We start from the raw sequence: 24,824 nt of genomic DNA on the forward strand, positions 1-24,824 counted from the left end.
CCGCTTAGAGGGGCTAGTAGCCCTTCTGCTGGATATAGTCACGGATGCGTTGCTGGCGGACATCCGGGTTGGGGTGGGTCGACAGGAAGTCTGCGGTACGGGTGTTATTTGCCTGCTGCATCACTTCCCACAGGCGGATTGCCGCGCGCGGGTCGTATCCGGCCCGCACCATGTAATCGACACCGGCGAGGTCGGCTTCCAGTTCAGCATTACGGCTATACGGCAAGACGACGCCCAAGTTGGCCGCGACGCTGCCCAGCGCGTTCACCTGGTTCGGGTCTACGCCCAAGCCGCTGCTGCCGACTGCCGCAGCACCAATCTGGACCGCTGTCGAAGCTGCCGCCGCACGAGTCGCGCGCTGATTGGCATGCCGGTAGATTGCGTGCGCGACTTCGTGACCGAGAACGGCTGCGAGCTGGTCGTCATTCTCCACCAGATTCAGAAGCCCTGTGTACACTCCAACGCGATTGCCGGGCATAACGAAAGCATTCACTTCTTCAGAGTTGAATACCTGAACATCCCACTGCTCACCCGCCTTTGGCGACGCGGCCGCAATACGGCGCCAGACACTCTGGACCCTGTTGTATTGAGAACCGGAGCTTAGCGTTGGCGTTTGGGCCTGCAATTGCTGCCAGGCCTGAGCGGAGGCTTGCGAGAGCTGCGCATCATCATAGGCCGCAAATTGCTGCTCGCCCGTATACGGGTTCACGCTACAGGCAGCGGCAGCAAGGGTCAGAGACCCGGCAAGCGCCACAAAGAGCTTCCTGTGAAGCTTGTCCTGCGTGCGCGTTCCGCGCGGGTTGGCCTCAGCCTTGGTGTTTACTGCCATCCGGTGTCTCCCATTTGCGTAGATACTAGCCTGAATGGCTAAACTCGCCAATCACCGGTTCGTTCATGCGCCAAGATTATCAGGCCGAAGCGATCAACTGCCTTGCTTGGCTGACCCATCCTTCGCGCCTGGCCTGTCCGTCCAGGCCAAAGCTGCGGTCGACCCATTCAAGATGCTGGTCAGTCCAGCTGGCGATCTGGGCATAATGCCAGATCCCGATTTCGTTGAGTTTAAGTTCTATGGAAGAACTCAGCCCCGAGATTCGCGTGAGGTCATCAGCTTGCCCGTCGGCCGTTTGCTTGGCGGGGGGCTTGATCGGCGTGGGGCGGCTCGGCGGGACAGCCACAGCGGGCGCCTGCTTTCTTGGCTGCGCGGAGTTTGCGAGCGCCGAAAACGGGCTGGTAAAACGAGGGCCACGCGAGGCAAGCCGGTCGGGAGAGCTTTCAGCAAGGCGAGGCGCGGTGGGCTGAACCGGCCGCGCAGGCGCTGAATTTGGTGCAGGTGTCGGCTTCGCAGTTGCCGCGCCTCGCTCTCCAGCAGTCGCGGCAGGTGACGAGGGTGCTGCCGGCCGTGATGAAGGCTGCCCGAGATATGCGAGCCGGCTTTCCAGATACCGGTTGCGCCAACGAAGCCGCGCCATTTCCTCGTCGCGCTCCTCACTGGATTCAATCTGCGCAGAAGTCGCCTTCGCCTCAACGACTGCCCCGCCCCTGCCAGGCGCAGAGAGCGCATCCTGCAGCTTGGCCTGAAGCGCGTCGGCGCGAATGCCGAGATAGTTCGCAAGCCAGGCCTCTTTCGAGGTGCTGTCCGCGCTGGCGTCTTTTGCTTTCGCCGCCGCGAGCTCTTTCGCCAAGTAATGCAGGTGCAGCTCTACATCGTGAATACGTTCTTCGAGGTATTCATTACGGGCGATCAACGCATTACGCATTGACACCTCTTCCTTGGACCTCGCCTGCGGAGCCTGCTCAGCTGGAATCTCCGCCACCTCCGGCGCAGGGGCGCTTAGCGCCCCAACTGGGGGCACCGCTTCAGCCTGCGCTCTTGGTGCAGCTTCCAGCCCGGCCTTAGCTGCGGCCAGCTCAGCCTGAAGCTTTTCAACCTGTGCCTTGAGCGCCGGGTCGGCCCCGGCATCGGCGGTAGCCTTGGCTTCAGCTTTGAACTTTCGTTGGGCCGCAAAAAGACTGTCGAGTTCATCCTTCGTCTGCTGCAACTCGAGCAACGCGATATCGCGATCGACGATGGCTCGCTGTTCAGCCGGAGATTTCTTTAGCCCGCGCAGGATCCAGGCCAGCACGAAACCAAAGACGAGAGCGCCAGCCAGGATAAACCAGACATACTCGTGTACCAAAGCCATCTCGTGGGCTCCCCATGCTCGCAGTGATATTACCACATCGCCAGCTTGCTAATGACGCGTCGCCGCGATGGCCAGAAAGACTGGCTTCACAGGCGGATCGGCATTCCTGTCTTGATTCTGCTACCAGACCGAACCCTGACGCTTGCGTCAATTGTCTTCCACCGCCTGTCACGCTACACGCCGCGAATGTCATCGCTTCCTGAGATCATTTCGAGCACTTCGAACCCGCTCATCAAGACTTTACGAAGCCTTGAGCGAAAGAAGGGCCGCGCCGAGACGGGGCTTTTTCTCGCCGAGGGCGCTCGTCTTGTCGAACAGGGGCTATCTGCTGGATGGGAGCTCGATAGCCTTGTTGTTTCGGCCTCCAGTGCAGAACGTTCCTTCGTACGCGATCTTGTCGCCCGCGCCTCAAAATCCGGCACACGCACCGTACAGGTCACCGACCGTCTTGCTGGTCAGATTGCCCGCAAGGACAATCCGCAAGCGGTCATTGGCGCGTTCAAACAAACCGCTCCAAAGCTTGGCGATCTCAGCGTTCCGAAATCCTCACTCTGGGTGGCCCTGTATGAAGTGCGTGACCCGGGCAATCTCGGCACCATTCTGAGAACGGCTGACTGTGCCGGCATTTCTGGTGTCTTGCTTATCGGCCAATGCTGCGACCCATACAGTGTAGAGGCAGTCAGGGCCTCAATGGGGTCGATCTTCGATATCCCATTTGCACGTAGCAGCTTTGAGGACTTCAACACTTGGCGCACTGGCAAAGGCCTCTCAATGTTTGCCGCCAGCGTGAACGGAACGGTCCGTCACACAGAAGCCGATATGACAGGCCCGAGCATCATCCTGATGGGTAATGAGCAGGCCGGCCTTCCCGATGACGCTGAAGCAAAGTGCGATACGCTCTGCCTCATCCCGATGCGCGGCGGCGCTGACAGTCTCAATCTCGCCCAGGCAACCGCCATCATGACCTATGAAGCCTGGCGCCAGCGGGGGTTTGCATGAAATACGAACAGACGCTCTTCCTCGCAGATAACTGGAAGGACTACGCCCTCCTCGACAGCGGTGACGGCATGAAGCTGGAGCGCTTCGCCAGCCAAACCGTTATCCGCCCGGACCCGCAAGCCTTCTGGCGCCCCAACAAACCCGTCAAAAGCTGGAAGGCTGATGCCTGGTTTGATGCCAAGGCTGGCGACGATGAACGCGGCGAATGGCGACGCCTCAATCCCAAAGCCCCTGACACATGGCCGATGGAGTGGAACGGTATCCGCTTCGAAGCACGCCGTACCCCATTCCGCCACATGGGCGTCTTTCAGGAACACGCCGTCCACTGGGCCTTCGCGCAGGAACAACTCAAGAAGTCTGGCCACCCGGCAAACGTTCTCAACCTGTTTGGCTATACGGGTCTGATGTCTCTCGCCTGCGCGCAGGCGGGCGCTGAGGTCGTCCATCTTGATGCCAGCCCGAAATCGAACGGCTTCGGTAAGGACGCGCAGTCGCTCTCTGATCTTGATGACCGCACGATCCGCTGGATCGCCGACGACGCCATGAAGTTTGTCGCCCGCGAACAGCGGCGTGGCAACCAGTACGACGCGATCATTCTCGACCCACCGAAATTCGGCCGTGGCACGAAGAACGAAACCTGGCGTTTCGAGGAAGACCTGCCCGGCTTGCTGGACGGTGTGGCGAGCCTTCTGGTGAAGAAGCCACTTTTCGTCATCCTCACCGCCTATGCAGTTCGCCTGTCGCATATTGCGTTGGCGCAAGCGCTGGGCGACCGGATGGAGAGTTTGGGCGGGCGGATCGAGATGGGCGAAATGGCTCTACCGGAAGAAAAAACCGGCCGTATGCTGCCGACTTCTATCTGCGCCCGCTGGCGCGCTGACTAGCCTCTACGCGGCTTCGCGTTCCTTGCGCACGCCCAGTTGCTGCTTCACCTTTTCAGCAAGCTGGCGGACATTGAATGGCTTTGCGAGGAAAGTGATTTCCCGGTCGTCGAGCTGTTTGGCAATATTCGGGTCGGCATAGCCGGACACGAAGATTACGCGCGCATCGCCAAGATACTGCTGGGCTTCGCGAATAAGCGTCGGCCCATCCATACCCGGCATGACAACGTCTGAAATGACAAGATCGAAGGCGCCCGGCTCATCTTCAAGGATTTCCAGCGCCTCTTCGCCGTCGCCAGCAGACTCAACCTCATAGCCGCGCGAGATAAGGTGCATGACGGCGATATCGCGCAGACCCTTCTCGTCCTCGACCAGAAGGATGCGGCCACGGCCAGAGATGTCCATCGGGCGCGGCTCTTCGGCCGTCTCCATAGGCGTATCCTCTGCAGGCTGCGGAATATCCTCTTCCTTCAGCGCTGGCAGGTAGATCTGGAAGGTCGTGCCCTCCCCAACCTTGGAGATCGGGCAGATATAGCCTTCCGACTGCTTGATGATGCCGTAAACAGTTGCCAGTCCAAGTCCGGTGCCGACGCCGACATCCTTGGTGGTAAAGAAAGGCTGGAAGATCTTGTTCAGGATGTCCGTCGGAATACCGCATCCTGTATCCGCCACTTCAATCAGCAGGTAGTCGCCATCATCGACATAGGTGAAGCCCTTTTCATGGGCATCTGCGCCGGTCGCCGCAGACGTCCGGATCGTCAGTGAGCCGCCGGAGCGACCGGATAGCAACATAGCGTCACGCGCATTGGTAACCAGATTGATGATCGCCGTTTCAAGCTGGTTTATGTCCGCCTTGATGTAAGGCAGGTTGCGGCCATGGACGGTCTTGAAGTCGATCCGCTCATCGAGGATCTGCTGGAGCAAACGCGAAAACTCCGTCAGGAAGTCGGTTGCGTTGACGATCTCACGCTTGAAGGTTTGCTGGCGCGCATAGGCAAGCAGCATGCGGACGAGGTCCTTCGCCCGAACCGAGAATTCGTAGATGCTTTTGATGTTTTCATACGACGGATCGCCGACAGGGTGCCGGGTCATCAGCTCATCATTATTGAGCATGATGCCGGTCAGAACATTGTTGAAATCATGCGCGACACCGCCAGCGAGCTGGCCAATAGCCTGCATCTTCTCGCCTTGCGCCAGACGGATTTCGAGGTCTTTCTGTTCGGTAATGTCGATGATGTAGGCAACAGACGGGCGGCCTGACGTATCAAGCGAAACGAACACGTTCACGTTTCGCGGCGGCTCTCCCGGAAGCTTCAATCCCACAGGCTTGTCGACGGCTTCAGCGAGCTTGGAAGCAATCTCATCGCCGCCGTCATCAGTTTCTTTCAGAAAGATATCTGCGAATGACGCGCCAGCAACTGACGTATCACTCAGCTCACGAAGAGCCCGGTTGGCATCTACGATCTGCGCACTCTCGACACTGGCGCCTGCCAGCCTGGCAACGCCGAAGGGCGCCTCATTGAAAAGCGGATCAGGTTCAGCAGATGGCGGGCGCACAGCGACAGGCGCGCTAAAGCGACCTTCCCGCTCTGCAGGCGCAAGCTGCGCCGACGTCAGAATCGTGCGTCCCTGCGCGTTAACGCCCTTGCCCGACCAAGAAGTCAGGGCCTGCATGGGCAGCTCGACCCCGTCCCGGCCCCGGATCATGATGCGGGTCTGCGCCGGCATCTTGCTCTTGCGGTCCCGGCCGAGCATGCGAACGAATTCCGGTCGCATGATATCGTCGAGCCGCACATTGCGGGCAGTTTCTGGCAGGCCGATCAGGTCACGCAGCCACTTGTTTGCATAGCTGATGCGGCCATCAGGACGCGCCGCAAAGAAACCCACAGGCGCATCTTCCACATAGAGAGACTTTCCATCCGTCGCGGCAACGTTTAGCGGCGCGGCGCTCACTTCGCGCAGGCGCCACATCACGCGCCCGCGTGGTAGTGGAGCCACCATCGCTTCATACTGCACCGTTTCGGCTTCCTGTCCGACGGCCATGGCCGGCAGGGTCTCGGCGAGCGGCTCACTGGCACGCGCAGCCCGCGACAGACGGAAGACCGGTGCAGCCAGTCCCGGCATTGAGGAAAACAGACGATCAAAGGATACTGGCGCTGCGGTATCCTTGAGGTTGGACAGGATCTTGCGCGATAGCTCGCGATAATGTTCGTTCGCGGCAATCGGCGCGCCGCCTGCATCGGCGATCAATACAGCCTCGTCCAGCGCCTCGACCCAGCCAAAACGCGGTCCAGCTGCCTCCACGGCTTCAGCTGCGGCGCCCCGCTGCGGAAACAGGCCTAGCTTGCGCCCTGCCCCTTTCAGTATCCAGAGAAGAAAAACGATAAAGCCCGCCGCCATGGAGATAAGCAGCATGGGCCCAATCCCACCGACAGCCTCCGGCCATGCGATCGCAACGGATGCGGCAGCGACAGCCGCCAGAAGGCAGCCCCAGAACAGAAGTTGCAACAAATCTACCTGGACACCCTTGGGGCCCGAATCTGCGTCTTGAAACGGCTGTTCAATGCGGTCGTTGTTTGCGGACATAGGGGCATACTCCGGGCGCGCGGAAAACGCGCGCTGATTCGAATCATCGCATGATAGCGTCAAACGCCCACAGTGCACGTAATGTGGGGCGGCAGCTTCATAGGCGCACGCTGCCACGCGAATGGTTAATGTTTTAAAAAGCGACGTTAATCGAAGGTCAGTCTGGGCGCTTAATTGGTGCCCCGACACGCAGAAACAGCGCTTTGGTTCCAGTGATCTGCACCAAACTTTCTCGGGAACGCTCTCTCTACTGCCTCCGTTGGATTGGCAATAGTCACAGCGACATAGGACCCGAAAATGAAACCGCTTTTCCTCTCAGTTATCCTTGCTTCGGCATCGCCAGTCGCGCTTGCACAGGTCGGCGGAGACGGAGCGGCAATCCGCGCCGCGAGCGCTACAGAACAAGCAGCCATGCCCGGTGCCGCCGTTTCGGCGCCGCTGCCAAACGCGATTGAAACCGCTGTGATGAACGATTGGCTCGAGGCTGAACTTGACCAGGACCTGCACAAGAGCGTCAGCGAAGTCGCCCGCCGCGCTTACATTCAGCGTATGTTTCAGCCAGTGTGGACCGAGCAAGGCGCAGAAGGACTGCAGGACGTCACCGACGATCTGTTCAAGCACGGCCTGGCTAGCGATGAAGTTCTCGCATCCGACCTGCAGCGACTGGTCGATCAACGATTTTCGGCAAGTAACGTATCTGAACAGGCGGAAGCAGACCTCGCCCTGACCGCTGCCTGGCTCAGGATTGCGTCCGCAATCAGTGGCGGTCTTGGTGATGAAGGCGAAGCTGTTAAATCGGGTTCGGATTCCGCTCGCATGGCCCTCATTTCCAAGAAGCTACTAGAGGCTGGACAAGGTCATGCGCTGAGCTTTCAGGATTTTGAGTCGGGCTATCCGCAATATGCTGCACTGAAAGGTGCACTCGCCCAGTATCGTGAGATTCGCGATGCAGGTGGATGGCTCGCAATTCCAGAGGGCGAGAGCCTGCAATCTGGCGACAGCGACCCACGCATTCCAGCGATCCGGGAACGCCTCAGCGTAGAAGGTTACATCGACGCATCAGAAGACGATACGGAAAGCATGCTTCTCGCTGACGCGGGCCGCCCAGAAACGGTTTCTCATCTTGATCGCAATTCCGAGGCTGGCGGCGATCGTCGCACCAATCTTTTCCGGAATGCTACAGCAACTAAAAAAGCTGCTGATCCAAGGCTGTACAGCGATGAACTAGCCGAAGCCGTCAAAACTTTCCAGCAGCGCCACGGCATTGAGGTGGACGGAGTTATCGGCCCAAAGACGCTGGCAGCGATGAATGAAAGCGTCGAGTCGAAGATCGCCCGCATCTCCGGCTCCATGGAGCGCTGGCGCGCCCAAGGGACGCCAGAAAAGCGCTATATCTGGGCCAACATTCCGTCTTATACGGTAGAAGGCTGGAATGGCGACACGCGTGAGATCTCCATGAAGTCGGTTGTTGGCATGGCGAGCCGGGCGACACCAACCTTCAACGACGAGGTCGAATATACCGTTGCAAACCCGCGCTGGTACGCCCCCGTCAGCATTGTGGCGAAAGACAAGCTTCCAAAACTACGCCGCGATCCTACCTACGCACAGCGCGCCAACTTCAAGATCTATGACCGCTCTAGCGGCGCCGAGGTCAGTGCCTATTCAGTTGACTGGAGTGACCCATCCTCGGCCCGCAACTATCGCCTGGTACAACAACCCGGGAGCGGCAACGCTCTCGGTGAGTTGAAAATTATCTTTCCGAACCAGTACTCGATTTATCTTCACGGGACGCCAAGCACCCACCTCTTTGACCGGGCAGAGCGGGCATTCAGCTCAGGTTGCATACGCCTTGAGCAGCCCGAAAAGATGGCAAAATGGGTTGCCAGCTATGATAGCGATGACAGCCTTGAACACGTTCGCGATGCCCTCTCGACCACCCGGAACACGCGCATCGACTTTCAGAGCCGAATGCCCATCCATATTACCTATATGACGGTGACCGTGAATGATGATGGCACCGTAAATTTCTGGCGCGATATCTATGACCGCACAGAAGGAATCCGCCAGGTTGAGCGGATGTCCTCGATTGGCCAGACTGCGAACGCGCTAACAAGTACAGCAACAGAGAGGGGCTAGTTCGCATGGTGAACACCTTGCTCGGCACGACAATTCTCAAGGCGATAGCTTTCACCGGTGCGGTTTCGACCGTGCCGGTGTCGCTTGATGGAAAGAATATTCCCCACCCGGTCTGGCATTACATGGCAATGCCATCCGAAACGGTCTCTATGACGGTGCCTGTCGGCATGGCAGCATATCTCGATGGTGATCGGATCGAAGCGGCTGACGCCTTCACGGCACCCGAGGTGCCTGGCACCTATTCCCTGGAATTCCGGAACCTGGATGGTGAAGAGGAATACGAGGTCGCGCTTTTCGTGCTTGAGCCGTCAGACAGAGTTAATGCGGACGGGCGTCTCAATGGTTTTCGACTGGGCGCTTACCCTGAGAAAACGCCTCGAGGCTTCATTCGGCTGGACAAGGGCTACGGCGATATCAACGTCTCGCCCAGTTTTCAGATCGGTCAGTTCCTCTGCCACCAGCAGCCAGGCCATTGGCCAAAATACCTCCTGATTTCAAGTGATAATCTGGAACGGCTTGAAGTACTTCTCGACGCGCTCAACCGCGATGGCATTACCGATTCGGACACCCTCTTTGTGATGAGCGCCTTCAGGTCGCCATTCTACAACACCGCAATTGGTTCGGCGCGGCTGTCACGACATATGTATGGAGACGCAACGGACGTCTATATCGATGTCGCGCCCAGAGATGGTTTGATGGATGACCTCAACCGCGATGGAGCGATCAACAAGGCCGACGCCGACTTTCTCTATGATTACGCGCAGGACCTATTTGCCGACACAAAGGATGTCCCCCGTGGCGGGCTTGGCAGCTATAAAGCAAACGCGGTGCACGGCCCGTTCGTCCATATTGACGGTCGCGGACGTCCGGCCCGGTGGGGACGATGAACCTGATCGGGTTTACGGCGACCTGGCTGTGTCAGGCACACTGCCGGATACGGACAGCAATACTGTTACCTTTACGACCAAGGTCGCCCTCATATGCGACACGACCGTTGCGCCCGCCAGAGAGCAGTTCGACAGGTTGATCTGCAGGCACGCCCAGCAGCAGCGTGTCGCCCTCTTTCAGGGAAGCAAGACGGCTGACCGGCACGCTCAAGCTTGCCATCCGCGCGGTCAGCAGTGCGGTCGCACTCTGAACATCACGAGATGGTTCAGCCGGAACGTTTGCGGCGCGCTCGGCGTCATCAGTGTCTACGGTCCAGAGCGACAGCGCACTCCGCTGCCCCACTGCATCGACATTGAAAGTGAAACGAACGCCTGCATCTCCCGCCATGAGAGACGAGACGTAAGCTGGATTGGTCTCGATACCGACAAGCGACAGGCCCGAACCCAGTAATTGCGCAAATGGCGACATGAATTGCCGGATAAGAGCGCAATCGATGACGCTCAGCTGGCGTGCCGGGGCCGCCGATCCTGCGAGGGAAAGCGCCCCACAAGCATTGGCGATGAGCTGGTCGTTCAGCTGCCCGCTGAGACAGATAATGTGCGTCGCATCGCCATCTTCATTGGCGAACACAGCAAAAGCGTTCGTACCTGTCCGCTCTGCCTGCGCGCCCAGTTTGCCAGCATCTTCGAATGGCGCCGTGTGAGCGAGCGTGACAGCAGCTTTCAGGCCGGCATACTCTCCGAACGCACGCGACAGACGGGCAGCTACCTTGCGGCCTTCGCGCGCCGCCTCATCCGCGTCTTCGCGCGCGTCGAGGTCTCGGGCAAAAGGCTGTGAACTTTCGCCAGCATCGTTGATTTTCGGCAGATCCGGGCGAAGCAGCGCCTGGATTTCTTCTTTGGAGAGGATACCGCGTGCCGTTGGAAGCTTAAAATCATCCGCGGCCGGCAAGATGGGCGGTGGGCTCACATTAGGCACATCGCGCATGACAGCACGTTCACGTCTTTCTGACATGGACCAGTCCTCTTCGGTACGTTCTGTATCGCGCATGGGAACCCCAACTCTCCGGTCTCTCAGACTGGGCCGCGCCGGTTAATGAAGCGTTAGTATTTTCGAGTCCGCCTGCATTGGAATCGACTTCAAGAGCAGTTTTTCGGCCCCAAAGGTTAATTTCCGCAGGCTCGATCATTAACGAACTCCACCCGAAATTAATCTGCCTGAAATGTTGCGGTAATTTTTGATTCGGATTCCCGTGTCATTTTCATTCCTGACGGACCGGCACCGAAAACAAACCGCCGGGCGTTGGGTGATAAAAAACGGCAGGGCCTCAACTGGCCCTGCCGTTTTCAATTCTGAAGTCTGGAAAAGCTCTCAGTCGTCGCGGACCGTCCGCTCCTTGCGCTCATGACGCTCCTGCGCCTCAAGGCTCAGCGTCGCGGTTGGACGCGCTTCGAGGCGGCGCAGGCTGATCGGCTCGCCTGTCTCGTCGCAATAACCGTAGGTGCCTTCGTCAATACGGCGCAGTGCGGCATCGATCTTGGAAATCAGTTTGCGTTGACGGTCACGGGTGCGAAGCTCCAGTGCCTTGTCGCTTTCTGAAGATGCGCGGTCGACAATGTCGGGAAGATTGCTTGAGTCTTCCTGCAGATTGTTGATCGTGGACTTTGTGCCATTCAAAATGTCGGTCTTCCACTGCTCCAGGCGCATACGGAAGAATGCCTGCTGACGAGGGTTCATGAACTCCTCATCGTCGGACGGGATATAGTCATTCAGCTTCGTATCAGCCATGGTCTCATACCTCCCACTGGCGCGGCCTATATAGCGTGTTGCCCCTCTGCGCAATTAGCCATTACATGAGGTTTAAATTACACGCCCACACATGAACACGCCCTGAATTCTGCAAGCCTTGGGCCAGTCTCCTGATTAGCTGCAGGCACTTGCGGACACGGCGAGGGCTGTGCCCTATAGCTTCGGCGCGGTCATGTAGCGGCCGCAACCGAACCAGATTGAACATCAGGTCTTGTATATGGCCCGCTATCACCGGCGCAGGGAATTGGAAGAAAAAGGCAACTGGCGTCATGCGCTGGTATTCAACAGCCTGCTTCTCATTCTCGCCGTTCTTTCAGTCCGCGTTCTGGTGAATGCCTATTCGACGCAAAGCCTTGATGGCAGCCTGGACGCGGAAGCACGCGAGGAAACCCGGCGTGAGATTGATCAGGCCTTCGAGACGATCGTTCCTGACGGCGTTCCTTCGCGCGCCTACTGGGCAGAGCAAATCGCAAACGAACTGGCGCTGCGCGATTTTTCTGCCGCACGCGGCTACCTGTTGGCAGCGCCCGCCATGCTCAGCCGCAATGACCGACGCGCCCTTCTTGCTGCGGTGAACGCGGAGGAGTCAGGCACTGAAGATGAACGCCTGACACGCGCGGGCCTCCTCTTCCTTCCAAATGAGGTACGCGCTGATTATCAGCGCGCCGTGGAACGCCCCGGAATGCTCTACTCGGAACAGGATGAGTCTTCATCACGAACAACCGGGTTCCCCAATCCGGCAACCGGCCAGTCACCGACCGACCTCGCCACCGAAGGTCCCAGCGAAGGGAGGACTGAACAGGTCGAGCCCGAGCCTTCGCTAGACGCCCCCTCTGCTGGCTTTTCCATGATTGGCAGCCGCGCAGACCTCGTCCGACGCTCACAGCAATGGGTGAACGGCGAGACGACCGATACCCTGCAGTTGCGGCTCAGCGCCATCGGCCTCATCGAAGTTGCCAACGGCGAAGCGGAGCCCGCGCTCCTGACGGCCATCTCCGTGCTTCGCGCAGCAGGTCGGGCCGGTCGTCTGGACGACGCCTACACGGTCTATCTGGATGAGCGGGTGGATCTTGCCCTGCCTGAAGAAGAACTACTTGATCAACTTGCGGGTGTTGTGAGCGCCGTCGTGCCGTCCAGCGTCCGGCAGAGCCAGGTGCTCGGTGCCTATGAGGATGCGCTCAACGCCGAAGGTCTGTTGCGCCTCCGCCGCGACCTCGCATCGATCGCACATATCGCTGCAGAAACAACGCCTGCAGGCGCGGTCACGCTCATCGAGCTCGCCAGATCGCCCGAGGATGTCCGCAAGCTGGAAGTCGTTGCGCAGTCCGGCAGCGACCGCGCAGTGGCCCTCGCCAAGGCTATCGGCCCTCGTGTGACCGAACTTGCGCAAATCGGGGTTCGCTGGTCCACATCGCTCGTGCTTCAGATCCTGGGACTTGTCGCCATCTTCGCGGCACTCATCTGGTCGATCGCTGCGGCTTTTCACCGGATGCAAAGTTCCCGCTGGCAGTGACAGTCGCTGGCCGTCGGCGAACGAATGTCAGACTGTGGCGAACGCGCCTTGCAGACCGTCGATTAGCAGCTGAACCGAAAGGGCCGCGAGTATAACGCCGAAGATCCGTGTGATCGCACCAGCCACGCTGTCCCCCATAGCGCGCACCAGAGGGCTCGCAATCAGGAACACGATCAGGCAGAGCAACATGTTAAGGCCGATCGCGGCGAGCACGACAGCCTGCGTCATCCAGTTCGCCGCTTCGGACATGAACAGCATCGCGGTCGCGATCGAACCGGGCCCGGCCAGCATCGGAATGCCGATCGGAAACACGGAGACATCGTCCAGTTTTTCATGCTCTTCGAGATATTCGTCAGCGCGCGATTCGCGCCGCTCGGTCCGCTTCTCGAACACCATATCCAGCGCGATCAGGAACAGAAGCGCACCGCCAGCGGCCCGGAACGCATCAATGGTGATGTGAAGCTGGCGCAGCAGCCAGGCACCAAAGAAAGCAAAACCGAATATGATCAGCGTCGCCACCAGGATGGAACGCCATGCCATGCTGCGACGATAGCGTGCATCGCCCTTCGCTGTCAGAGACGCAAAAACGGGCGCAACGCCCAGTGCATCAATCAGAACGAAAAACGTCACGAAGGACGCGGTGAATACGGAGATAAGATCGCCAGTCATGAGGCGCGCCTTAATCCTCCTATTTCAGTGCGTCCAGTATGTCCTTGACCCGTGCGTGCACGGCAGGCCTGTCATGACGCATGCTTGAAGGCCGTTCAACCGGCTCTCCCGCTGCTATCATCATGATGAGCCGTAGCCCGCGCGCCCGCTGCAACAGCCCGTCAATTTCATCGTCTTCCGCCGCTTCAAGGACGACATTGTTCGCGAGCTGGATTGACACAGGCGCAGACACGGCGCCGCGTTCGAGCGCTTCGATAGCTTCGGCAAGCTCCGTCAGGACAGTGGGTTCGTTGCTGGTCTCGGTCATGATTGCTCGGTTCTCAGGCATATTCGGCCTCATTGAGGTCCGATTTCAGCAGTTTGCGGCAATTGCCAAGCGCCTTGTAGAGATTGCCGGCGGCAACGAGTTGAGCAATGCGCAGAATTTCGTCCCGCTCAGCCTGCGACCGGCTCTGATCCATCCAGTCTGCCAGCGTCGAAACGGCACTATCATAGAGTTTTCCGCTCGTTTCGCCGACGATGTACATCTGCATCAGGCAGAAATAGGTCGCGTCCTGAGGCGTGGAGATATCATCAGGAAACATCACGTCCCGCTCGCGCAGTATCCGTGCTTTCGTTTCAAGCAACATGGTACCGCGGCGCTCTCCATTTCGGATAACAGCCTCGTTGACGACGACAGCCTCGCCCGGTTTCAATGACAGTTTTAGCGGCATTGTGCGCGCGCTCCCCCGAATCCTTACTGGGATATTGCAATTTCTATACAAGTTGTAAGGTTAACACCGACTAAAACGCGATCCCCGGGTGAAAATGCCGCGATTGACGCCAAGATAGGCGCGCTCAACAGGTTGCCCTTCAGAGCGGCGCCCTTATCATCAGCCGGGACAAGTTTTGGGAGAACAGCATGCGTTTTGAAGGCACTGAGAATTACGTCGCAACCGAAGACCTACGCGTCGCAGTGAATGCAGCCATTGCGCTCCAGCGTCCTCTTCTGGTCAAAGGTGAACCCGGTACGGGCAAGACCGTTCTTGCGATCGAAGTTGCCAAGGCGCTCGGCGTGCCGCTCATCGAGTGGCACATCAAATCATCCACCAAGGCCCAGCAAGGCCTGTATGAATACGACGCGGTTTCACGCCTGCGCGACGGCCAGATGGGCGAAGAGCGCGCAAAGGACATCTCAAACTACATCAAGAAGGGTAAGCTCTGGGAGGCTTTCACTTCAGACGAGCGCCCAATCCTGCTGATCGACGAGATCGACAAGGCTGACATCGAATTCCCGAACGATCTCCTGCAGGAACTCGATCGCATGGAGTTCTATGTCTACGAAACCGATGAGACGGTGAAGGCAAAGCAACGCCCACTCGTCATCATCACGTCGAACAATGAGAAAGAGCTTCCGGACGCCTTCCTGCGCCGCTGTTTCTTCCACTTCATCAAATTCCCGGATGAGCAGACGATGAAAGAGATCATCGACGTCCACTATCCTGGCATCAAGCAGAAGCTGGTCGCTGAAGCGCTCACCACCTTCTACTCAATGCGCGAAGTACCGGGCATGAAGAAGAAGCCATCGACCAGCGAACTGCTCGACTGGCTGAAGCTTCTGATGAATGAGGACATCGACCTTGAAACCCTCAAGGAACAGGACCCGGACAAGCTGACACCTCCACTGCACGGCGCTCTCCTCAAGAATGAGCAGGACGTCGCCTTGTTCGAGCGCCTCGCCTTCCTGTCCCGCCGCGAAAGCGGCGGCCGACGCGGCCCTGCAGGCTAGGCTTTCACAGCATGAATAAGGCGTTCGGCATTGCCGTCGCCGCCACGGATCGGGCTGTCAGTCTTTGCGCTGACAGCCCATTTCATATCCGACAGCCAGTCGCAGAATGCTGCCTCGGCGCGCTTAACTGCTGCACCATCGGTGACCAGCCCGCCCTTGCCGACGAACTCACGCCCCACCTCGAATTGCGGCTTGAACAGTGTCACCAGTTCAGCGCCCTGCCCTGCTAGCGAAAGCGATGCCTCAAGCAATTTGGCCAGTGAAATGAAACTTGCATCGCAGACGACGAGAGACGGCGCCTCGCCAACCATGGCCGACGTCAATGACCGTGCATCGGTCGCCTCATAGGAGGTAACACGTGGGTCGCACGCGATCCTCTCGTGCAGCTGGCCGCGCCCCACGTCGACGGCCACCACATGCGCGGCCCCGCGTTGGAGTAGCACGTCTGTAAAGCCCCCTGTCGATGCTCCTACGTCCAGGCAATGGCGGCCTGCTGGATCAACGCCGAAAACGTCCAGCGCATGGGCAAGCTTCAACCCGCCGCGAGACACATATGGATGCGCAGGTTCAGCCTCCAGCCGGTCAGACGGCCCAATCATCTGAGACGTTTTGTTGGCAGGCCGGCCGTTCACCAACACAGTCCCCGCAGCGACAGCGGCCTGCGCCGCTGACCGGCTATCAAAATAGCCCTGGGTCACGAGGGCCTTGTCCAGTCTTTCTGTCGTCATTCTCCGGCCTGCGAAAATGTCTCGGAACGCTCGCACGTGCGGCTCGTTCGCCTAGCGTAATCCAGAATGGAAAGTGAGACTAGAATGTCGAGATTTGAAGGTAAGCGTATTCTTATTACAGGCGGCACGAGCGGCATTGGCCTCGCCACGGCGCTTCGCATTGTTGAAGAAGGCGGCGAAGTCGGCGTAACAGGTCGCAGCCAGGAGCACCTTGATGAGGCAGGAAAGAAGCTTCCCTCCGGCTCGCTCGTTCTACGCAATGATGCATCCAGCGCCGAGGAAGCAAAACAACTCGCTGAAGCGGTTGGCGAAAAGATGGGCAAGCTCGACGGCCTCTATCTGAATGCTGGGTATGGCGCCTTCAAGGAGATCGGGCAGCACGATACCGACTTCTTTGATCAGATGATGAACACAAATGTTCGCGGTCCCTTGCTGCACATGGACCTCCTAAAGGATGATATAAGCGACGGCGGATCGGTTCTGCTGACATCCTCTGTAGCCGCATATCTCGGACAGGCGCCCGGCGCCGTCTACGGTGCGTCAAAGGCATCAATGGCCGTATTCGCCCGGTCGTTCTCCTCAGCACTTGCGCCTCGCCAGATCCGTGTAAATTCGATTGCCCCGGGGCCGATCGAAACCAACTTTTTCGACACCGCTGTCGACGACGAAGCGCAGAAGAAGGAGATGACTGAGCAGATAAAGTCACAGGTCCCGCTCGGCCGGTTCGGCAAGGCCGAAGAAGTTGCCGCTGTTGCGTGTTTCCTTCTTTCCGACGATGCGTCTTACGTCACAGGTTCAGAATATGTCGTCGATGGCGGCATGACAAAGCGCTGATCAAACTATGTTAGGTTCTGCCCACAAAGGAGAATACTCATGAGCCGCTTCCTACCCCTGTCAGCCGCAGCTGCGTCCATTGCGATTGTGTTCGCTTGCACTCAACAAACCTCTGACGCGCAGCAGGACAATGCTTCCACTGATCGCGCCGCAGACACCCAATCCGACATGCCGCCATCCGAGATGGATACCGGTGGAAACGAGTCCCTGCCCTCCATGATGCGCGCCACTGGCGACCTCATGGGCAATGAAGGTAACACAATAGGCAACGTGAACATGATCGAGGGTCCGAATGGCATCGTCATGGAAGTTTCCATTGATCAAGGCGGACTGACGCCGGGCTGGCACGCCATTCATATTCACCAAACTGGTGATTGCAGTGACACAGGTGAGTACACCGCTTCAGGCGGCCACGTCGGAAAGATCGACGGCGGCCACGGCCTGCTGAACCCGGGTGGCCCTGAACCAGGCGACCTGCCAAACCTTTATGCTTTCGAGGATGGTTCCGTGAACTTCGAGACCTTCACCGATCTCGTTACGCTATCGGATGTCATGGACGATGATGGCGGCGCAATCATCATTCATGAGGGCCGCGACGACCATATGAGCCAGCCGATCGGCGGCGCCGGCGGACGCATCGCGTGTGCAGTCGTTCAGTAAGCCAGAGGCCTTACTCACTATCACCAACGCCGCCTCGTTTCGGGGCGGCGTTTTCTTTTGCACCGGAAGGCGCGCCGTTTAGGGGGCGACCTTGCCGCGCAGGGCTTTCTTTTCGCCCGTTTCCTTCTTGGCCTTGATCCGCCGCTCGACCGATCCGCGCGTTGGCCTTGTCGGAATGCGGCGTTTCCGCTTCTTCGCTGCCTTACGGATCATGGAAGTGAGCCGGTCGCGCGCCGCATCCCTGTTTAGCGCCTGAGAGCGGTGTTCGCTCGCATCGACGATGACATCGCCTTCCTTGGTTATCCTGTTCTTCCAGATCTGCCGGAAGCGCGTCTTGATGCGTGCGGGCACTGAAGATGAATCGACATTCCACCGCAGCTGAACAGCGCTCGACACCTTGTTCACATTCTGACCACCCGGCCCGGATGATCGCGTGAACGTTTCCACCAGCTCCCAGTGGGGAACGGTCAGTGCGGCATCGATCTGGAGGTCTTCTTGGCGGGCCATGATGAAGGACTTGTTCAGCTAAGGTTCAAGCTCGGAACCTCATAATTGGTTAACACTTGTATTCAGACCAGAAACAATTTCGGGCAAGGGCCCGGTGAGCGAACTTGCATAAGGAGGCTCCTCATGGCGTTCAGAAAACTACTACTCCACATCGGTGCTGCAGGAGCCCTTGCGCTCGCGGCGTTCACGCCAGTGGCTGTTGCCGACCAGCGCGGTGACCGTGGCCACTATGATCGTGGTGATCGCGGTGATCGCGGTGACCGCTATCATGGCGACCGTCATCGCGGCAATCGTGACTACCATCGTGGCGATCGGCGCGGTGACTATAAACACCGCCGGGATAATCGGCGCGACTATCGTCGTGGACGCGACTATCACCGCAACAATCACAGATACCACAATCGCGGCCGCGTCGTGACGCGCAACTATTATAGTGCGCCGACCTATCACCGCACGCGCCCCCGTGTCGTGTATCACTACAACCGCGGCTACCATCACCCACGCTACACGATCGGTAACCGCTACCACTACGGCTCGAACTCGGTCATTATTCGAGATTATGGCCGCTATGGGCTCTACAGCCCGCCGCGCGGCCATCAGTGGGTTCACCACCGCGGTAGCAATGATGCAGTCCTGACGTCCGTTGCGACGGGCGCCATTGTGGGCCTCGCGATTGGCATCCTCAGCCATTAGGCTGCGTAACAACCGAACGTACAGAGAAAGCCGGCTGCGGGTCGCAGCCGGCTTTTTTCGTGTCCACCCTTTAATTTGTCGCAAATCATGGTCTATTTGGGAGACCGGGCGCGCTCAGCGGTCGGTGTTCTGTATCAACAGCTGAAAGGAGGTGATCCAATGTCGAGTGAGAAACCAGGAACGGCAATTGGGTCCGTCTGTGCTGGTGGCCTTGGAGAGCAGCCTCTCTCTGTGCGCTAGCACTGACCTCGGGTAGGCTTCGCCCTACCAGGATTCATGGGCCAATCCGGCTCACGAAGGCCACCCCTCGAGGGGTGGCCTTTTCGTTTCAGGGTTAGCGCTAGTATCGGCCGCGATTGAGGTCTTCAGTCAGACGAATATCGACAGCCTCTCCAGCAATCCGCTGGCGGTATACCTGTGTATTTTCCAAAACGCGCTGAACATAATTGCGGGTTTCGGAAAAAGGGATGAACTCCACCCAGTCGATCGGGTCGATCTCTCCCCGGCGAGGGTCGCCATAATCCTGCATCCAGCGACGCGGACGCGACGCCCCGGCATTGTAGGCTGCCGCCGTCATGATATAGCTGCCGTTGAATTGGCCAAGCAGCGTATCAAGGTGCGATCCACCCAGCGTCATGTTGTAACCCGGGTCATCGGTCAGCCATGACGTACGGAATGGAAGCCCAATGCGCCGGGCTTCCTCACGGGCAGTCGCTGGCAGGAACTGCATAAGCCCACGCGCATTGGCGTGGGAAACCGCAGACGGGTTCATTTCACTTTCCTGACGCGCCAGCGCATAGATCATCGCGCGCTCGACATTCGGTTCCCGTTGAAGCGGGAAGTTCGGAATCGGAAAGACCGCTTGCGGCGCAATCACGTTCTTGGCGAGCCCTGCCTTGGCGCCGCGAACGCCAACCTCGGGATAGAGATAGTCATTCGCCACTTCGGACAGCAGAACATAATCAGCTTCTGTCTCGAGCGTGTCGTCGATATTGTAAGAGAAACGACGGAAGTCCATTTCCTGTCCGTTTTCAGCGAGCAGGATTGCAGCCTTCACCTGCGGCCGGCTCATGAACGCATTGCGCTCTGCATCCGTTACATCGGCTTCGGTCTTTAGATAGATGCGTTGCAGGCCTGCCTTCTCGGCAGCCAGCTGCCCGTAATAGACATACGGATATTGTGCTGCTCGCTGATAGGCAGCCGCAGCCTCCGGCTGATTACCGAGCGCCTCATAGGTCCGCCCCTGCCAGTACAGCGCCCTCGCCTGGCTGATCGGTGTAGACGTTCCAGCCTCCAACGCCTTGAAATGCGGAAGCGCCATCGAAGGCTGGCTCAGGTGACGGAGCGCCGTCCAGCCCGACACCCAGGCGGCTTCAGCGAAATTAGCGCCCGACTCCATGCCGTGACGCGATCCAAGATCATAGGCGAGCTGGAAATTCCGCTCCTGTAGCGCTTCTCGTATCGGCCAGTGGCGAAGGTTCCAGAGAGCATTCTGCCCGGCCTCTGGCACCTTGGTACCGTCTATTTCCGCAAGCAGCGGCACCCAGTTCTCATCGCGCTGTCCCGCACGTTTACGCCAGTTGGCGCGGTCGAACATCAAACCCGGATGGTTCTGCAGCGACGAAGGCACCGCGTTCACGGCTGCGTCGACACCTGCCGCTCTTGCCTGCAGCCTGATACGCGCTTCGATAAGCAAAGCCCAGTCACCGCCGACTTTCGATTTCAACTGAGAAGCTGCCGTGCGCTGATTGGTCCAGAGCAGGAAGTCCGCGCGCTTGCGATGGTCGTCCTGTGAAAGCTCGCCGCCATACTGGCTGAGGACGCGTTGCGTCAAAGCGCTGTCCAGCGTGTTACCGTGCCAGGCTTCGCGGACGAGACTGATCGCCTTGTCCCTTTGGCCGCTGCGGCGGTACGCTTCCGCAAGGGCGATGCGGCCTTCTCCCGAAGCAGGTCCGCCCATTTCCTCAAACCAGGCGATCTTCTGCAGATCATCGAGAGCCGAATCATTGATGATGCCCTCAGCGCGCACCTGAAGTGTCGTCATGAAAGGCCAATCACTGCGTTGGCGCAGCAGGACGCTCATCTCATCGAAAGACATGCTCTGGTCAGATCGGCCCCGGAACCAGGCGAGAAGATCGCGTACGACAGCATCGCCCGATCTTGCCTGCAGACTGCGAACTGTAGACCAGTCGCCCCGGTCCATTGCTGCAACCGCATCACGGAACAGTCTCGCCTCCGCAGTCGTTACCACACTCGACGCGGGCACCAGGTCTGGCTTAACACTCGGAGAAGATGAGGGAATCGCCACTGCAATCGGTGATGCAGTCGCCAGCATTAGTGCTGCTGTAATCGCTCGGTATGTGGTAACGCCCATTAGGCCCTGCCTGTTTTCTTTTGGCTGTTGAGATGTCAGACACTTTATCGTCCAACTCAGCATATGTGTAACATAAACTTCGCGGCAAAATCACGATGTTCAATGGTTCAATTCCGGCACTAGTCACTCCGTTCCGAAATGGGGAGGTCGACCGGAAAGCGTTTGCCGATCTTGTAGAGCGCCAGATCGAAAATGGCGCAGGCGGACTCGTCCCCTGTGGCACCACTGGCGAATCCGCCACGCTTAGCCACGCGGAGCACCGTGAGGTCGTCAGTCTCTGCATAGAGGTGACTGCGGGACGCGTCCCGGTTATCGCCGGTGCCGGCTCGAACTCTACCCGCGAAGCTATCGGGCTGGTCGAGCATGCCAAGGAAGCTGGCGCCGATGCAGCGCTCTGTGTCTGCCCTTACTACAACCGGCCGGATCAGGCAGGCCTGGAGGCGCATTTCCGCGCCATTGCTGACGCTGTCGCCCTGCCGATCATTCTGTACAACGTGCCAGGGCGAACGGTTTCAGACCTTCAGCCTGAGACCGTGATCCGCCTCGGCAAGCATCCGAACATTGTCGGTATCAAGGATGCGACAGGCGACCTTGCCCGCATCAGCCTTCATTCAGCAGGTCTGCAGGGCGAGCAATTCGTCCAGATTTGCGGTGAAGATCCCGTCACCCTTGGCTACCGAGCCATGGGCGGTACTGGCTGCATATCGGTCACATCCAATGTCGCTCCTGGCGAGATGGCAAAGATGCACAAAGCGATGGACGACGCCGACCTGGAAACGGCACGCGAGATCGAAACCCGCTTCATCGCTCTCCACAAAGCGCTCTTCTGCGCGCCGTCTCCCGGCCCTGCCAAGTTCGCTCTATCGCGCCTTGGCCTGTGCAGCGACGAAATCCGCTTGCCGCTCGTTGCGCCAGACGATGCAGCCCGTCGCAGGATTGAGGCTGCAATGGAGATCGCAGGCCTTATATAGCCTCCCATGTCAAAGAAGAGCCAAATCAAGGGCCGCTCGGACGGCCTCGTAGCGGAAAACCGCCGCGCCCGCTTCGACTACCAGGTCGAAGACACACTGGAGGCTGGCCTGCAATTACAGGGCAGCGAAGTGAAGTCGCTGCGCAATGGCCGTGCGAACATCGCAGAATCCTATGCCGCCGTCGAAGAAGGCGAACTCTGGCTCGTAAACGCAGATTTCCCACCATATGAAGGCGCGAACCAGTTCAATCATGAGCCAAAACGTCGGCGCAAACTCCTCGCCTCGAAACGCGAAATCGCCGAACTTTCTCAGAAAGTTGAGCGCGCGGGCCGTACGATTGTCCCACTGAAGCTTTACTTTAACGAACGGGGCATCGCGAAACTGCTTATCGGTCTCGCAACTGGTAAGAAGGCGCCCGACAAGCGCGAAACCGCCAAGAAACGCGACTGGCAGCGCGAGAAGTCCCGCATTCTGAAAGAAAACTAGGTAAATCCACTGTTTACCGCCTCCCCAACGAAAGTTGGGGCCCATGGCGGTTGGAAAGTCCCCACTGAAACAGAGGACGGCTAGCCCTCCAGTATCCCTGCATACTGCGCCGGATCGACATTCCCGCCAGACAGCACAACACCGACTGACTTGCCTTTGGCTGCGTCTGGCAGGTCGAACAGGGCGCAGGCAAGGGCCGCAGCGCCGCCCGGTTCCACAACGAGTTTCAGGTGGCGGAAGGCCAGCCGCATCGCTTCCTTGATCTGATCGTCACCAACAGCACACCCGCCAGCAAGAAGCCCCCGCCCCAGTTCCCAGGTCAGTTCGCCCGGAGACGGTGTCAGGATCGCATCACAGATCGAACGCGTGCCCGGCGCATTGACCTCGATCCGGTCTGCCGCCAGCGAACGTCGCCAGTCATCGTGCGCGTCTGGCTCGGCGGTCCAGATCGCGGCATCAGGATCGAAGTTGCGGTATCCGAGCGCGAACCCGGTAATGAGCCCGCCGCCACCCGCGCAACAGATAATGTGAGCGAGCGGCGTATTCGCGTCACGCATCTGCTGACCGAATTCGACGCCGGCACTCCCCTGCCCTGCAATAATGTACGGGTCGTCAAAGCTCGGCACGAGCGTCGCACCGCGCTTTTCGGTTTCTTCAGCCGCAATTTCCTCACGGCTTTCGCTGTCGCGGTCGTAAAAGCGAATCTCGGCCCCGTCGCGGCGTACGCCATCAATCTTGATGGCTGGAGCATCTGACGGCATGACGATCAACGCTGGCATGCGGAAATTCCTTGCCGCCCGCGCAACGCCTTGCGCATGGTTGCCCGAAGAGAAGGCGACAACGCCCTTCTTCCGTTCTTCAGGGCTTAGCTGAAGCAGCCTGTTGGTGGCGCCCCTGATCTTGAAGCTTCCGGTCGTCTGCAGATTTTCACATTTGAACCAGAGTTTTGCCCCTGCCATCTCATCCAGCGCATCATTTCGCAGGACAGGCGTGCGAAGCACATGTCCGTGAAGCCGGCGCGCCGCGTCTAGCACGTCCTGACCTGTCGGAGGCGCGTCGGCTTTCATGACCCTAGAGACCTTGTCTGATCGCAGGTCCTGCGGCGACACGCTGGGTCCTGAACCAGTCTACAAAATGCTGCAGGCCTTCCTTAAGACTCACTTTTGGTTCGTACCCGTAATCGGCCTGCATGCGGGATATATCCGCGCACGTTTCCGTGACATCGCCAGGCTGCATCGGCTCCAGTGCCATGCGCGCCTTTTTGCCCGTGACCTCTTCGATCGTCTCGATAAAGTTCAGTAGCTCGACCGGCTGGTTGTGGCCGATATTGTACAGCTTGTGCGCGCGCTCGCCTTCGGCGAACACGGCCCGTCCCGTCGCAATTGCCTTAAGCCCGGCGACCGCGTCAGCGATGTAGGTGAAGTCGCGCTTCATCTTCCCGCCGTTGAAGACACGGATCGTTTCACCGCGAAGGATGCGGTCGGTGAATGACCAGTAGGCCATGTCAGGGCGTCCCCACGGTCCGTAAACGGTAAAGAAGCGCACGCCGATCTGCGGGATGTCATAGAGCTTGGCATAGGCTTGGCTCATCAGCTCATCGGCGCGCTTGGTAGCGGCATAAAGTGATACAGGACGGTCGACATTCGCGTCCTCACGGAACGGCGCAACCGCATCATCGCCGTAGACAGAGCTCGAAGACGCGTAGACCAACATCGGCACCTTCGCAGCCCGGCGGCAGAATTCCAGCATTGCAAGATGCCCGGTCAGATTCGACTGGGCATAGGCGAAGGGGTTCTCGAGCGAATAACGAACGCCCGCCTGCGCGGCCAGATGGATGACCCGGTCGATCGTATCGCGTTCTGGCAACCCGAGCAGATTTTCATGGTCCGAGATATCGAGCTTGCGGAACGAGAAATTCTCATAAGTCTGCAGCTCATGGAGCCGCGCCTGCTTCAGCGCTGGATCATAATAGGCGTTGAGATTGTCGAGCCCGATGACCTCATGGCCGTCGCCCAAAAGCGCTCCGGCAATTCGTGATCCGATAAAACCGGCAACCCCGGTCACAAGAAATTTCATCCACTCACCTCGCGTGAACCGCTATAGCTATTCACCGAAACAAGGGAAAGTCGCAGGCTGCGG

Annotated in this window: 24 protein-coding genes; 11 read left to right on the forward strand and 13 right to left on the reverse strand. The window is 58.8% G+C overall.

Annotation, left to right across the window (positions count from 1 at the left end):
• Positions 1–13: 13 nt before the first annotated feature.
• Together O4G74_RS09335 and O4G74_RS09340 are read right to left on the reverse strand one after the other, a co-directional pair.
• On the reverse strand, positions 14–829 hold the full coding sequence (locus O4G74_RS09335; protein ID WP_269402338.1) for a M48 family metallopeptidase: 816 nt from the start codon (positions 827–829) through the stop codon (positions 14–16).
• 79 nt (positions 830–908) lie between these two features.
• Positions 909–2,183 (reverse strand): hypothetical protein, encoded by a 1,275-nt coding sequence (locus O4G74_RS09340; protein ID WP_269402339.1) that lies wholly within the window; start codon positions 2,181–2,183, stop codon positions 909–911.
• A 51-nt stretch (positions 2,184–2,234) separates the two neighbouring features.
• Between O4G74_RS09340 and O4G74_RS09345 the strand changes: the two genes are divergently transcribed.
• Together O4G74_RS09345 and O4G74_RS09350 are read left to right on the forward strand one after the other, a co-directional pair.
• Complete coding sequence (locus O4G74_RS09345; protein WP_269402340.1) at positions 2,235–3,182, forward strand: TrmH family RNA methyltransferase; 948 nt, start codon at positions 2,235–2,237, stop codon at positions 3,180–3,182.
• Positions 3,179–4,066, forward strand: a complete 888-nt coding sequence (locus tag O4G74_RS09350) for a class I SAM-dependent methyltransferase (RefSeq protein ID WP_269402341.1) — start codon at positions 3,179–3,181, stop codon at positions 4,064–4,066. The genes O4G74_RS09345 and O4G74_RS09350 overlap by 4 nt, the downstream gene beginning before the upstream one ends.
• Positions 4,067–4,069: 3 nt before the next feature.
• On the opposite strand, the gene O4G74_RS09355 is transcribed toward O4G74_RS09350, so the two are convergent.
• The gene (locus O4G74_RS09355) at positions 4,070–6,571 is read right to left on the reverse strand and encodes an ATP-binding protein (RefSeq protein ID WP_269402342.1); all 2,502 of its coding nucleotides are present in this window, start codon (positions 6,569–6,571) and stop codon (positions 4,070–4,072) included.
• A gap of 375 nt (positions 6,572–6,946) precedes the next feature.
• On the opposite strand from O4G74_RS09355, the gene O4G74_RS09360 reads away from it, so the two are divergent.
• Positions 6,947–8,785 carry a L,D-transpeptidase family protein gene (locus O4G74_RS09360; protein WP_269402343.1) on the forward strand — a complete coding sequence of 613 codons (1,839 nt, stop codon included), beginning with the start codon at positions 6,947–6,949 and terminating at the stop codon, positions 8,783–8,785.
• Positions 8,786–8,790: 5 nt separating this feature from the next.
• Positions 8,791–9,672, forward strand: coding sequence for a D-Ala-D-Ala carboxypeptidase family metallohydrolase (locus O4G74_RS09365; protein ID WP_269402344.1), 882 nt, complete (start codon positions 8,791–8,793; stop codon positions 9,670–9,672).
• Positions 9,673–9,703: 31 nt separating this feature from the next.
• Here O4G74_RS09365 and O4G74_RS09370 read toward each other — a convergent pair whose 3' ends face one another.
• Together O4G74_RS09370 and dksA are read right to left on the reverse strand one after the other, a co-directional pair.
• Positions 9,704–10,723, reverse strand: a complete 1,020-nt coding sequence (locus tag O4G74_RS09370) for a flagellar motor switch protein FliM (protein ID WP_269402345.1) — start codon at positions 10,721–10,723, stop codon at positions 9,704–9,706.
• A gap of 321 nt (positions 10,724–11,044) precedes the next feature.
• Positions 11,045–11,461, reverse strand: a complete 417-nt coding sequence (gene dksA, locus O4G74_RS09375; RefSeq protein ID WP_269402346.1) for an RNA polymerase-binding protein DksA — start codon at positions 11,459–11,461, stop codon at positions 11,045–11,047.
• A gap of 238 nt (positions 11,462–11,699) precedes the next feature.
• Here dksA and O4G74_RS09380 point away from each other — a divergent pair, with 238 nt between their 5' ends.
• Positions 11,700–12,995, forward strand: a complete 1,296-nt coding sequence (locus O4G74_RS09380) for a hypothetical protein (RefSeq protein WP_269402347.1) — start codon at positions 11,700–11,702, stop codon at positions 12,993–12,995.
• A gap of 27 nt (positions 12,996–13,022) precedes the next feature.
• On the opposite strand, the gene O4G74_RS09385 is transcribed toward O4G74_RS09380, so the two are convergent.
• From O4G74_RS09385 to O4G74_RS09395, 3 genes are read right to left on the reverse strand one after another with little or no spacing between them, the layout of a single operon-like run.
• Positions 13,023–13,664, reverse strand: coding sequence for a MarC family protein (locus O4G74_RS09385; RefSeq protein ID WP_269402348.1), 642 nt, complete (start codon positions 13,662–13,664; stop codon positions 13,023–13,025).
• A 19-nt stretch (positions 13,665–13,683) separates the two neighbouring features.
• Positions 13,684–13,992, reverse strand: coding sequence for a hypothetical protein (locus O4G74_RS09390; protein WP_269402835.1), 309 nt, complete (start codon positions 13,990–13,992; stop codon positions 13,684–13,686).
• On the reverse strand, positions 13,985–14,377 hold the full coding sequence (locus O4G74_RS09395; protein ID WP_269402349.1) for a flagellar biosynthesis repressor FlbT: 393 nt from the start codon (positions 14,375–14,377) through the stop codon (positions 13,985–13,987). Before O4G74_RS09395 ends, O4G74_RS09390 begins: the two co-directional genes overlap by 8 nt.
• 188 nt (positions 14,378–14,565) lie before the next feature.
• Here O4G74_RS09395 and O4G74_RS09400 point away from each other — a divergent pair, with 188 nt between their 5' ends.
• Positions 14,566–15,432 (forward strand): AAA family ATPase, encoded by an 867-nt coding sequence (locus tag O4G74_RS09400; RefSeq protein WP_119378394.1) that lies wholly within the window; start codon positions 14,566–14,568, stop codon positions 15,430–15,432.
• Here O4G74_RS09400 and O4G74_RS09405 read toward each other — a convergent pair.
• Positions 15,429–16,160 (reverse strand): TlyA family RNA methyltransferase, encoded by a 732-nt coding sequence (locus O4G74_RS09405; protein ID WP_269402350.1) that lies wholly within the window; start codon positions 16,158–16,160, stop codon positions 15,429–15,431. The two genes, O4G74_RS09400 and O4G74_RS09405, sit on opposite strands and share 4 nt — an antisense overlap.
• An 84-nt stretch (positions 16,161–16,244) precedes the next feature.
• On the opposite strand from O4G74_RS09405, the gene O4G74_RS09410 reads away from it, so the two are divergent.
• Positions 16,245–16,994: an SDR family oxidoreductase gene (locus tag O4G74_RS09410; RefSeq protein ID WP_269402351.1), complete on the forward strand. Its 750-nt coding sequence runs from the start codon at positions 16,245–16,247 to the stop codon at positions 16,992–16,994.
• Positions 16,995–17,033: 39 nt separating this feature from the next.
• Entirely contained in the window at positions 17,034–17,654 is a 621-nt protein-coding gene (locus O4G74_RS09415; protein WP_269402352.1) for a superoxide dismutase family protein, read from the forward strand.
• 78 nt (positions 17,655–17,732) lie between these two features.
• Here the strand turns inward: O4G74_RS09415 and arfB are convergent, their stop codons facing one another.
• The gene (arfB, locus tag O4G74_RS09420) at positions 17,733–18,161 is read right to left on the reverse strand and encodes an alternative ribosome rescue aminoacyl-tRNA hydrolase ArfB (RefSeq protein ID WP_269402353.1); all 429 of its coding nucleotides are present in this window, start codon (positions 18,159–18,161) and stop codon (positions 17,733–17,735) included.
• Positions 18,162–18,284: 123 nt separating this feature from the next.
• Between arfB and O4G74_RS09425 the strand changes: the two genes are divergently transcribed.
• On the forward strand, positions 18,285–18,854 hold the full coding sequence (locus O4G74_RS09425) for an RcnB family protein (RefSeq protein WP_269402354.1): 570 nt from the start codon (positions 18,285–18,287) through the stop codon (positions 18,852–18,854).
• A gap of 340 nt (positions 18,855–19,194) precedes the next feature.
• On the opposite strand, the gene O4G74_RS09430 is transcribed toward O4G74_RS09425, so the two are convergent.
• Positions 19,195–21,105 carry a lytic transglycosylase domain-containing protein gene (locus O4G74_RS09430; protein WP_269402355.1) on the reverse strand — a complete coding sequence of 637 codons (1,911 nt, stop codon included), beginning with the start codon at positions 21,103–21,105 and terminating at the stop codon, positions 19,195–19,197.
• Positions 21,106–21,323: 218 nt separating this feature from the next.
• Here O4G74_RS09430 and dapA point away from each other — a divergent pair, with 218 nt between their 5' ends.
• A complete protein-coding gene (gene dapA, locus O4G74_RS09435; protein ID WP_269402356.1) occupies positions 21,324–22,199 on the forward strand; it encodes a 4-hydroxy-tetrahydrodipicolinate synthase in 876 nt (291 codons plus the stop codon).
• A 6-nt stretch (positions 22,200–22,205) separates the two neighbouring features.
• Positions 22,206–22,685 carry an SsrA-binding protein SmpB gene (smpB, locus tag O4G74_RS09440; protein WP_269402357.1) on the forward strand — a complete coding sequence of 160 codons (480 nt, stop codon included), beginning with the start codon at positions 22,206–22,208 and terminating at the stop codon, positions 22,683–22,685.
• A gap of 80 nt (positions 22,686–22,765) precedes the next feature.
• Here smpB and O4G74_RS09445 read toward each other — a convergent pair whose 3' ends face one another.
• Entirely contained in the window at positions 22,766–23,752 is a 987-nt protein-coding gene (locus O4G74_RS09445) for a threonine ammonia-lyase (protein ID WP_269402358.1), read from the reverse strand.
• Between the two features lie 4 nt (positions 23,753–23,756).
• Positions 23,757–24,761 carry a GDP-mannose 4,6-dehydratase gene (locus O4G74_RS09450; RefSeq protein ID WP_269402359.1) on the reverse strand — a complete coding sequence of 335 codons (1,005 nt, stop codon included), beginning with the start codon at positions 24,759–24,761 and terminating at the stop codon, positions 23,757–23,759.
• Positions 24,762–24,824 lie beyond the last annotated feature (63 nt).

The organism is Henriciella marina (genome assembly GCF_027213945.1).
Taxonomy (GTDB): Bacteria; Pseudomonadota; Alphaproteobacteria; order Caulobacterales; family Hyphomonadaceae; genus Henriciella; species Henriciella marina_A.